The sequence below is a fragment of the Blastococcus sp. KM273129 genome, assembly GCF_021698995.1.
Taxonomy (GTDB): Bacteria; Actinomycetota; Actinomycetes; order Mycobacteriales; family Geodermatophilaceae; genus Blastococcus.
Map to the genome: position 1 here is coordinate 1 of NZ_SSXB01000128.1, position 7,249 is coordinate 7,249.

Below are 7,249 nucleotides of genomic sequence, written 5' to 3' on the forward strand. Positions count from 1 at the left end.
GTGGAGGGGGCCGGGGGCTGTGGACGCTCAGCCGAAGACGTCGCCGGCGAGGCCGAGGACCAGCGGCACCACGCCGAGGCAGACGAACGCGGGCAGGAAGCACAGCCCGAGCGGGGCGAGCACCAGCACCCCCGCCCGCTGCACCGCCGCCTGCGCCTGCGCGCGAGCCGCGGACCGGGTCTCGCCGGCCAGTGCGTGCAGCGCCGGCACCGCGGCGGCGCCGGACTCCCCCGCCCGCACCAGCACGCGGGCCAGGCCGCCCAGCTCGGCCGGCTGGCCGGCCCACGCCCGCCGCGGTGGGGCGCCCATGCGGTGCAGCGCGGCGACGCCCTGCAACCGCCGGCCCAGTGGACCGGGCACCGCCCCGGCGACCGCGGCCAGCGCGCCCGCGAGCGGCAGCCCCGACCCCAGGCAGGCCGCGAGCAGCTCGCAGGCCACCGGGAGCTCCCGGAGCAGGGCCACCCGCTCCTCGGCGTCCCGGTCGGGCGCCGCGGCGCGCAGCAGCCGCTCCCCCGCCCCGGTGACGACGACGGCGGCGCACGCGCCGGCTCCGCCCCCGACCAGGAGGCCCGCCGCGAACCCGGCCGCCCCGGCGAGCACCCACCGCCGCGCGGCGCCCCCGGCCGCGGCGTCCCCGGAGCCGGTCGTCGGACGGGCACCCGCGGCCACCCGGCGCACCCGCTCCCCGGCCACGACCGCGCCGGGCACCCACAGCGCCACCACGGCGGCCAGCAGCAGCACCGGCAGCGCGGCGGTCACCGCGCGATCCGGCGCACCAGGCGGCCGGTCCAGGCGACGCCGGCCGCCTCCAGGAGCACCCCGGCCACCAGCAGCCCCTGCCCGGTCGCCGTGGCGGTGAGCACGTGCCAGGGGTCGGCGCCGACGCCGCTGCCCATCGCCAGCCCCAGCACCGGCAGGCCCGCCAGCAGCCGGGCGCCGGCCCGGGGCCCGGCGGTGGCCACCAGCAGCTCCCGCCGCCGCGCCAGCCGGGCCCGCAGGTCGTCCTCGACGGCGGCGACCACCGCGGCCAGCGAGCAGCCGGTGCGGGCGCCGAGCGCGACCGCGGCCGACAGCCGGGCCAGCGCGGCGGGCGTGCCGTCGCCGTCGTCCCGCCCGCCGTCCCCTCCCGGTGCCGATGCGCGGGCGGCCCGCACCAGGGCCGCCCCGACGACGGCATCGGGGCAGTCGGCGGCGGCCGAGCGCACCGCCTCCGCCAGCGCGCGCCCCGCCCGCAGCTCCGCCGCGACGGCGCCCAGCGCATCGGCCAGCACCGCCTGGCGGGTGACGTCGGCGGCCACCCGGCGGCCGGCCAGCCGGGCCCGCGCGGCGAGCGCGGCGCAGCCGGCGGCGAGCACCGCCACGAGCGGGGTGGCCAGCAGCGCACCCGCGCCACCGGCCGCCACCGCGGCGACGACCGGCAGCGGCACCCGCCCCGGGACCCGGGAGCCGGCGGGCGGACCGGGGCGGTGCAGCCGGTGCCGGGCGACCGCGCGCCCGTCGGGCCAGAGCAGCACCGCGCCCGCCACGGCCAGCAGCGCCGCGCTCACGGACCCGCCAGCAGCCGCCGGAGCGCGTCACCGGCCGGGCAGGGCCCGCCGTCGGCCCGCCAGCCCGGCTCCACCACCACCAGCTCCCCCTGCCGGCGCAGCAGCCCGATCTCGGACAGCTGCCGGCCACCGGCCGTCCGCCGGAGGTGCAGCACCACGTCCAGGGCCGCCGCGGTCTGGCTGTGCACCGCGGCGCGGCCCAGCCCGGCCGCCACGCCCAGCGCCTCGAGCCGCGCCGGCACCTCGGCGGCCCGGTTGGCGTGCAGGGTGCCGCAGCCGCCGTCGTGCCCGGTGTTCAGCGCGGCCAGCAGGTCGACCACCTCCGGGCCGCGAACCTCGCCCACCACCAGCCGGTCGGGGCGCATCCGCAGCGCCTGCCGCACCAGGTCGCGCAGGCCGACCGCCCCGGCACCCTCCACGTTCGGTGGCCGGGTGAGCAGCCGCACCACGTGCGGGTGCGGCGGCGTGAGCTCGGCGGCGTCCTCGCAGAGCACCAGCCGCTCGGCCGGGTCGACCTCTCCGAGCAGGGCCGAGAGCAGGGTGGTCTTGCCCGAGCCGGTGCCGCCGGTGACGAGGAAGGCCACCCGCCGGGCCACCACCGCGCGCACCAGCGCCCCGCTCTCGCCGGGCAGCGCACCGCCCGCCGCCAGGTCGGCCAGCGCCTGCGCGCACCGGCGCAGCACCCGCAGGGAGAGGCAGGTGCCACCGGCGGACACCGGCGGGAGCACCGCGTGCAGCCGGGTGCCGCCGGGGAGGCCGACGTCGACCCACGGCGCGGCGTCGTCGAGGCGGCGGCCGGCCGAGGCGGCCAGCCGCACCGCCAGCCGGCGCACCGCGTCGTCGTCCGGGAACCGGACGCCGGCGGCCCGCTCCAGCCCGGCCCCGCGGTCGAGCCACACCTCACCCGGCCCGTTGACCAGGACGTCGGTGACCCCGGGCAGCCGCAGCAGCGGCTCCAGCGGCCCGGCACCGGCCAGCTCGTCGACGGCGTCGCGCGCGGCGAGCAGGACGTCGCGGTCCCCCAGCAGCCCGCCGGCCTCGGCGCGCACCAGCGCCGCCACCCCCGCCCGCGAGGGCACCTCGTCGACGACGGCGAGCCGCGCGCGCACGCGGTCCAGCAGCGACGGCTCGCTCACGAGCCGGTGACCTCGGCCAGCAGCCGCCGGGCGACGACGGCCAGCGGCGACCGGGGCTGCGCACCCGGCGGCTGCCCGCGCTCGGCCCGGGCGACGGCTCCCCGGTCGTGCGGGAGCTCGGCCACCACCGGCCGGCCCACCACCTCGGCCACGTCACCGGGGAGCAGGCCGCCGGGCAGGGTGCGCACGACCAGGTGCGCCGCCGACCACGGGGAACCCGCGGCGCCGACGAGCTGCCGGGCGGCCGTGGCGGCGCGCAGCCGCGCGGGCACCACCAGCACGGCGAGGTCGGCGTCGGCCAGCACCTCCTGCGCGCCGCGCCCCGGGCCCGCGCAGCCCGGCCGGGGCAGGTCCACGACGACGGGCCGCCCGCTTCCGCGGCCGGCACCCACGACCGCGCTCAGCGCTGCATCGGGGATCGGCCCCGCGCCGGCGCGGTCGGCGGAGACCAGGTGGATGCCCGCGACCCCGGGCAGGGCGCCCAGCAGCGCGTCGCCGGCCACCTCGCCGCGCAGCCCCGCCAGGTCCGGCCAGCGCAGCCCCTCGGCGAGCTCCGCGCCCAGCAGCAGGTCCAGCCCGCCACCCCAGGCGTCGGCGTCGACGAGGACGGCGCCCCCGGGGGCGGCGAGGGCCACCGCGGCGGCCAGGGTGCTCGCGCCCGCCCCGCCGCAGGCGCCGCCCACGGCGACGAGCCGGCCCCGCTCGGCCGGCGCCCGGACCGCGGCGGCGCAGCGGGACAGCAACCACCCCTCGTCGGCGGGGAGGACCGCCACCCGCTCCGCACCGGCCTCGACGGCCGCCGCCCACCCCTCCGCGGGGAGCTCGGCGGTGGTGACGACGACAACGCCCGGCCGGCGGGGCAGGGCACGCAGCGCCCCGGCCGCCAGCGCCTCGGCGCCGACCAGCACCAGCGCCGCCTCCCGGTGCGCGCGCCGCAGCGCCGGGCCACCGGAGGCGAGCTCCGCCTCGGCCCCGGCGGCCGCGACCAGCCGCAGCAGCTCGTCGAGCAGGTCCTCGTCGGTGCTGACCACGAGGGGGCGGGAGGGCGGCAGGGCAGGCACGGGGCGAGCACACCGGGCACCGGGCGGACGGGACCAGAACGGGAGCGGAACTGTGGATGACCCCTTCGGGTGTGGACACGGTCCACCCCGGTCCGCTACCTGCCGATCCAGCTACCGTGGCTGACGTGTCCCGCTCCGCGGCGTTCTTCGACCTCGACAAGACGGTCATCGCGAAGTCCAGCACCCTGGCGTTCGGTCGCCCGTTCTTCAACGGCGGGTTGATCAACCGCCGCGCGGTGCTGAAGACGGCGTACGCGCAGTTCGTGTTCTCCCTCGCAGGCGCCGACGCCCAGCAGATGGAGCGGCTGCGCGCCCAGCTCACCGCGATGGTGACCGGCTGGGACGCCGCCACCGTCCACGAGATCGTCCGCGAGACGCTGCACGAGATCGTCGACCCGCTGGTCTACGCCGAGGCCGCCGACCTCATCGAGGAGCACCGCGCCGCCGGCCGGGAGATCGTCATCGTCTCCAGCAGCGGTGCGGAGATGGTGGAGCCGATCGGCGAGATGCTGGGCGTCGACCGCGTCGTCGCCACCCGCATGGTCACCGAGGACGGCCGCTACACCGGCGAGATCGAGTTCTACGCGTACGGCGAGCACAAGGCCGAGGCGATCCGCCGGCTCGCCGACGAGGGCGGCTACGACCTGGCCGACTGCTACGCCTACAGCGACTCGATCACCGACCTGCCGATGCTCTCCGTGGTCGGCCACCCCACCGCGGTCAACCCCGACCGCGGGCTGCGCAAGGCCGCGCTCCAGCACGGCTGGCCGGTGCTGCGCTTCGAGCGGCCGGTCAGCATGCGCTCCCGCTTCTCGGTGCCGCCCGCGCCGGTGGTCACCGGCGCCGCGATGGGCGTGGGCGCCGCCGTCGTCGGGCTGGCCTGGTACGCCCGGCACCGGGCGCTGCGCGCCGGGCTGCTGCCCGACGACCCGGCGCCCGGCCGGCGCCGCCGCCGCGGCGCCTGAGGCTCAGCGCCCGAACCGCTCCCGCAGCCCGTCGACCAGGGTCCGGACGCCGGACGCCGGGGTGAACGCGCGGGCGGCGGCGGTCAGCGCCGCGAGCTCGTCGCCGGCCAGCGCCAGATCGTCGGCCGCGGCGTTGGACTCCAGCTGCGCCACGCTGGAGGCGCCGGGGATGACCACCACGCGCGGCTGCGCGACCAGCCAGGCCAGGGCGACCTGCGCGGGCGTCGCGTCGTGCGCGTCGGAGACCTGCCGCAGGACGTCGAGCAGCGGCTCCACGCGGCGCAGGTTCTCGGTGCCGAACAGGGGGTTGACCGCGCGCACGCCCCCGGGCCGGTTCCCGGCCGAGTACCTCGCGCCGAGCAGCCCCTGCGCCAGCGGGCTGTAGGCGATGACCAGCCGGTCCTCGCGCTCGGCGAAGGGCACCAGGTCCTCCAGCGGGCCGGCGTGCGCCAGGGAGAACTGCACCTGGTTGGCGACCACCGGCGCGCCCAGCGCGGCGTCGGCGGCCCGCCAGCGGTCCAGCGAGTAGTTGGAGACGCCGACCGCACCGATCCGCCCCTCGTCCAGCAGCGCCCGCAGCCCGGGCATCGTCACCGTGTCGGGCACGAGCGGGTTGGGCTGGTGCACCTGGTACAGCGGGATGCGGTCCACGCCCAGCCGGCGGGCGCTGCCCGCCCACCGCTGGCGGACGACCTTCGGGAAGGGCGCGACCGGGAAGATCTTGCTGGCGACGACGACGCGGTCGCGCTCCTCCCCCAGCGCCTCCCCGAGGATCCGCTCGCTGCGCCCGAAGCCGTACACCTCGGCGGTGTCGAACAGCGTGATGCCGAGCTCGCGGGCCCGGCGCACGATGTCGCGGGCGGCCCGGTCGGCGTAGCCGTCGCCGTACCCCCACTCGCGGGACCCGAACTGCCAGGTACCCAGGCCGATGCGGCTGACGGGGCCGAGCCCCGGGACGTCGAGGGTGCGCATGCCCCCAGTCTCAGCCGCGGAGCAGGCTCTCGCAGATGGCGAGGCCCTCGAGGGCGCCGTGCTCGGTGGCGCGGCAGCAGTGCACCAGCCACGCGGCCACGCCCTGGGGGGTCCCCGCCGCGTAGCCGGCCAGCGCCTCGCCGTAGGCGTCCCGCCCGAGCTCGGCGAAACCGACCTCGGGGACCGACACCGCCTTGGGGTCCAGCCCGCGGGCGATCCCGGTGAGCCGGGCCGCGCCCCGGGCGACGACCCCGTCGGCGGTGCCGAACGGGGCCAGCGCCGCGAGCTCGCCGTGCACCAGCGCCGCGACGAGGACCGCGGGCACGGTGGTGGGGGCGGCGGCCAGCGAGAACAGCCCGGCCAGCCGCGGACCGGCGTGCGGGGCGGGCCGGCCGAGGTCGGCCCGGTCGGCGAGGTCGGCGGCGGCGAGCACGTGCAGGCGGGCGATCACCTGCCCCGGGGCCCGCGGCCAGGTCTCGACCATCGAGCCCAGCGCCGCGGAGACGCGCAGCGCACCCTGCACCACCGGGTCGTCGACCCCGCCGGCCCGCAGCTCCGCCAGTGGCACGTCGACGCCGGCCAGGGCCGCGGAGGCCCGCGCCCCGCGGAGCGCCGACTCGGTGCTCACGCCCGCGGACTCCCGGCGCAGCACCCGGTGGCCGAGCAGGCGGTCGACGCCCGCCCGGGCCGCGTCGGCGGCGTCCCGGACGCCCGGCAGGTCGAGCAGGGGGGCCAGCGGGTCCGGGGCACCGGGAGCGGTCGCGGGACGGGCCGCGCCGGGGCGGACGGGGATGCTCACGCCCACGACGGTACGAGGCGGGGCGCACGGGCCCGCGGACCCCTGCCCTACGCTGCCTCCTTGCCATGGCCCGACCCCTCACCCTGCTGCTCGTGCGCCACGGGCAGAGCGAGTGGAACGCGGCCGGCCGCATGCAGGGCCAGGTGGCCCACGTGCCGCTCACGCCCCTGGGGCACACGCAGGCCCAGGCGGCCGCCGCGGAGCTGGCCCGGCTGCGGCCGGGTGTGCTCCTGTCCAGCGACCTGCTGCGGGCCGTGCAGACCGCCGAGCACTGCGCCCGCGCGACGGGTCTGCCGTTCACGACCACCCCGGCGCTGCGCGAGCAGGGCTACGGGGTGCTGGAGGGGCGGCCGTCGCGGGAGCTGTGGGAGGTCGTCGACTGGTCCGACGCGCACTGGTCGGCCGAGGGCGGCGAGAGCCTGGCCGAGCTGCACGCGCGCGTGGCCGCCTACCTCACCCAGCTGTGCGGCGAGCCGCCGGCCGACGTGGTCGCGCTGGTGACCCACGGCGACACGATCCGCGCCGCCCAGGCCGTCGCGGCGGGGCTGGGCCCCGACGCGATGCCCGCGGTCACCCCGCACAACGGCACGGTGACCCGGCTGGAGATCTGCGAGTGAGCGCGGCCGGGTAGCTCAGCGCCCGCGGAGGAGGCCCTGCACCATCCGGCCGATGCCGCCGCCGGAGGTCGGGGCCGCCCGGCCCCGCCCGGTGCCCCTGCGCGCGGAGGTGGCGCGGCCCATGCCACGACCGGTCGCTGCCCGGCCCATCC

General features: G+C 79.8%; 8 protein-coding genes. 2 read left to right on the top strand and 6 right to left on the bottom strand.

Annotated elements, in window-relative coordinates; genetic code table 11:
• Positions 1-27: 27 nt before the first annotated feature.
• Genes E9565_RS21080 through ssd form a run of 4 tightly spaced genes read right to left on the bottom strand, consistent with a single transcriptional unit; the run spans position 28 to position 3,744 of the window.
• Positions 28-759 carry a type II secretion system F family protein gene (locus tag E9565_RS21080; RefSeq protein ID WP_236836663.1) on the bottom strand — a complete coding sequence of 244 codons (732 nt, stop codon included), beginning with the start codon at positions 757-759 and terminating at the stop codon, positions 28-30.
• Positions 756-1,547, bottom strand: coding sequence for a type II secretion system F family protein (locus tag E9565_RS21085; RefSeq protein WP_236836664.1), 792 nt, complete (start codon positions 1,545-1,547; stop codon positions 756-758). Before E9565_RS21085 ends, E9565_RS21080 begins: the two co-directional genes overlap by 4 nt.
• Positions 1,544-2,683, bottom strand: a complete 1,140-nt coding sequence (locus E9565_RS21090; protein ID WP_236824960.1) for a TadA family conjugal transfer-associated ATPase — start codon at positions 2,681-2,683, stop codon at positions 1,544-1,546. The genes E9565_RS21085 and E9565_RS21090 overlap by 4 nt, the downstream gene beginning before the upstream one ends.
• Positions 2,680-3,744 (bottom strand): septum site-determining protein Ssd, encoded by a 1,065-nt coding sequence (gene ssd, locus E9565_RS21095; protein WP_236824961.1) that lies wholly within the window; start codon positions 3,742-3,744, stop codon positions 2,680-2,682. The genes E9565_RS21090 and ssd overlap by 4 nt, the downstream gene beginning before the upstream one ends.
• Before the next feature lie 125 nt (positions 3,745-3,869).
• Between ssd and E9565_RS21100 the strand changes: the two genes are divergently transcribed.
• Positions 3,870-4,709, top strand: a complete 840-nt coding sequence (locus E9565_RS21100) for an HAD family phosphatase (protein WP_236824962.1) — start codon at positions 3,870-3,872, stop codon at positions 4,707-4,709.
• A gap of 3 nt (positions 4,710-4,712) precedes the next feature.
• Here E9565_RS21100 and E9565_RS21105 read toward each other — a convergent pair whose 3' ends face one another.
• On the bottom strand, positions 4,713-5,681 hold the full coding sequence (locus E9565_RS21105; RefSeq protein WP_236836665.1) for an aldo/keto reductase: 969 nt from the start codon (positions 5,679-5,681) through the stop codon (positions 4,713-4,715).
• A 10-nt stretch (positions 5,682-5,691) separates the two neighbouring features.
• Positions 5,692-6,480 (bottom strand): oxidoreductase, encoded by a 789-nt coding sequence (locus tag E9565_RS21110; RefSeq protein WP_236836666.1) that lies wholly within the window; start codon positions 6,478-6,480, stop codon positions 5,692-5,694.
• 65 nt (positions 6,481-6,545) lie between these two features.
• On the opposite strand from E9565_RS21110, the gene E9565_RS21115 reads away from it, so the two are divergent.
• Positions 6,546-7,097, top strand: a complete 552-nt coding sequence (locus E9565_RS21115; RefSeq protein ID WP_236836667.1) for a histidine phosphatase family protein — start codon at positions 6,546-6,548, stop codon at positions 7,095-7,097.
• Positions 7,098-7,249 lie beyond the last annotated feature (152 nt).